General features: G+C 41.9%; 1 protein-coding gene. It reads left to right on the forward strand.

The window, feature by feature from the left end:
- Positions 1-115: 115 nt before the first annotated feature.
- Positions 116-260 (forward strand): 5'/3'-nucleotidase SurE (locus R0J92_RS24155; protein ID WP_411053546.1); only part of this gene is annotated, 145 nt, incomplete at its 3' end.

The raw sequence follows: 260 nt of genomic DNA on the forward strand, positions 1-260 counted from the left end.
ATCTGGGCGTTATATTATTCGTGTGCGTGCCTTTGGTAAAACAGGAGGTGGACGATTTACCTTAAAACTAACCCGTTTACAGGCTGTGGAAGAAAATTAAATTCAGAAACGCGATATGACAAAATTGTTGATTAGCAACGATGATGGCATCTTTGCACTAGGAATCCGAACCTTAGCCAATACTCTCGCCGAAAAAGGATATGAAGTTACTGTGGTCTGTCCAGATCGAGAACGATCAGCAACGGGACATGGTTTAACTT

Origin of the sequence: Tritonibacter sp. SIMBA_163, from assembly GCF_046535935.1 — a bacterium.
Taxonomy (GTDB): domain Bacteria; phylum Pseudomonadota; class Alphaproteobacteria; order Rhodobacterales; family Rhodobacteraceae; genus Epibacterium; species Epibacterium scottomollicae.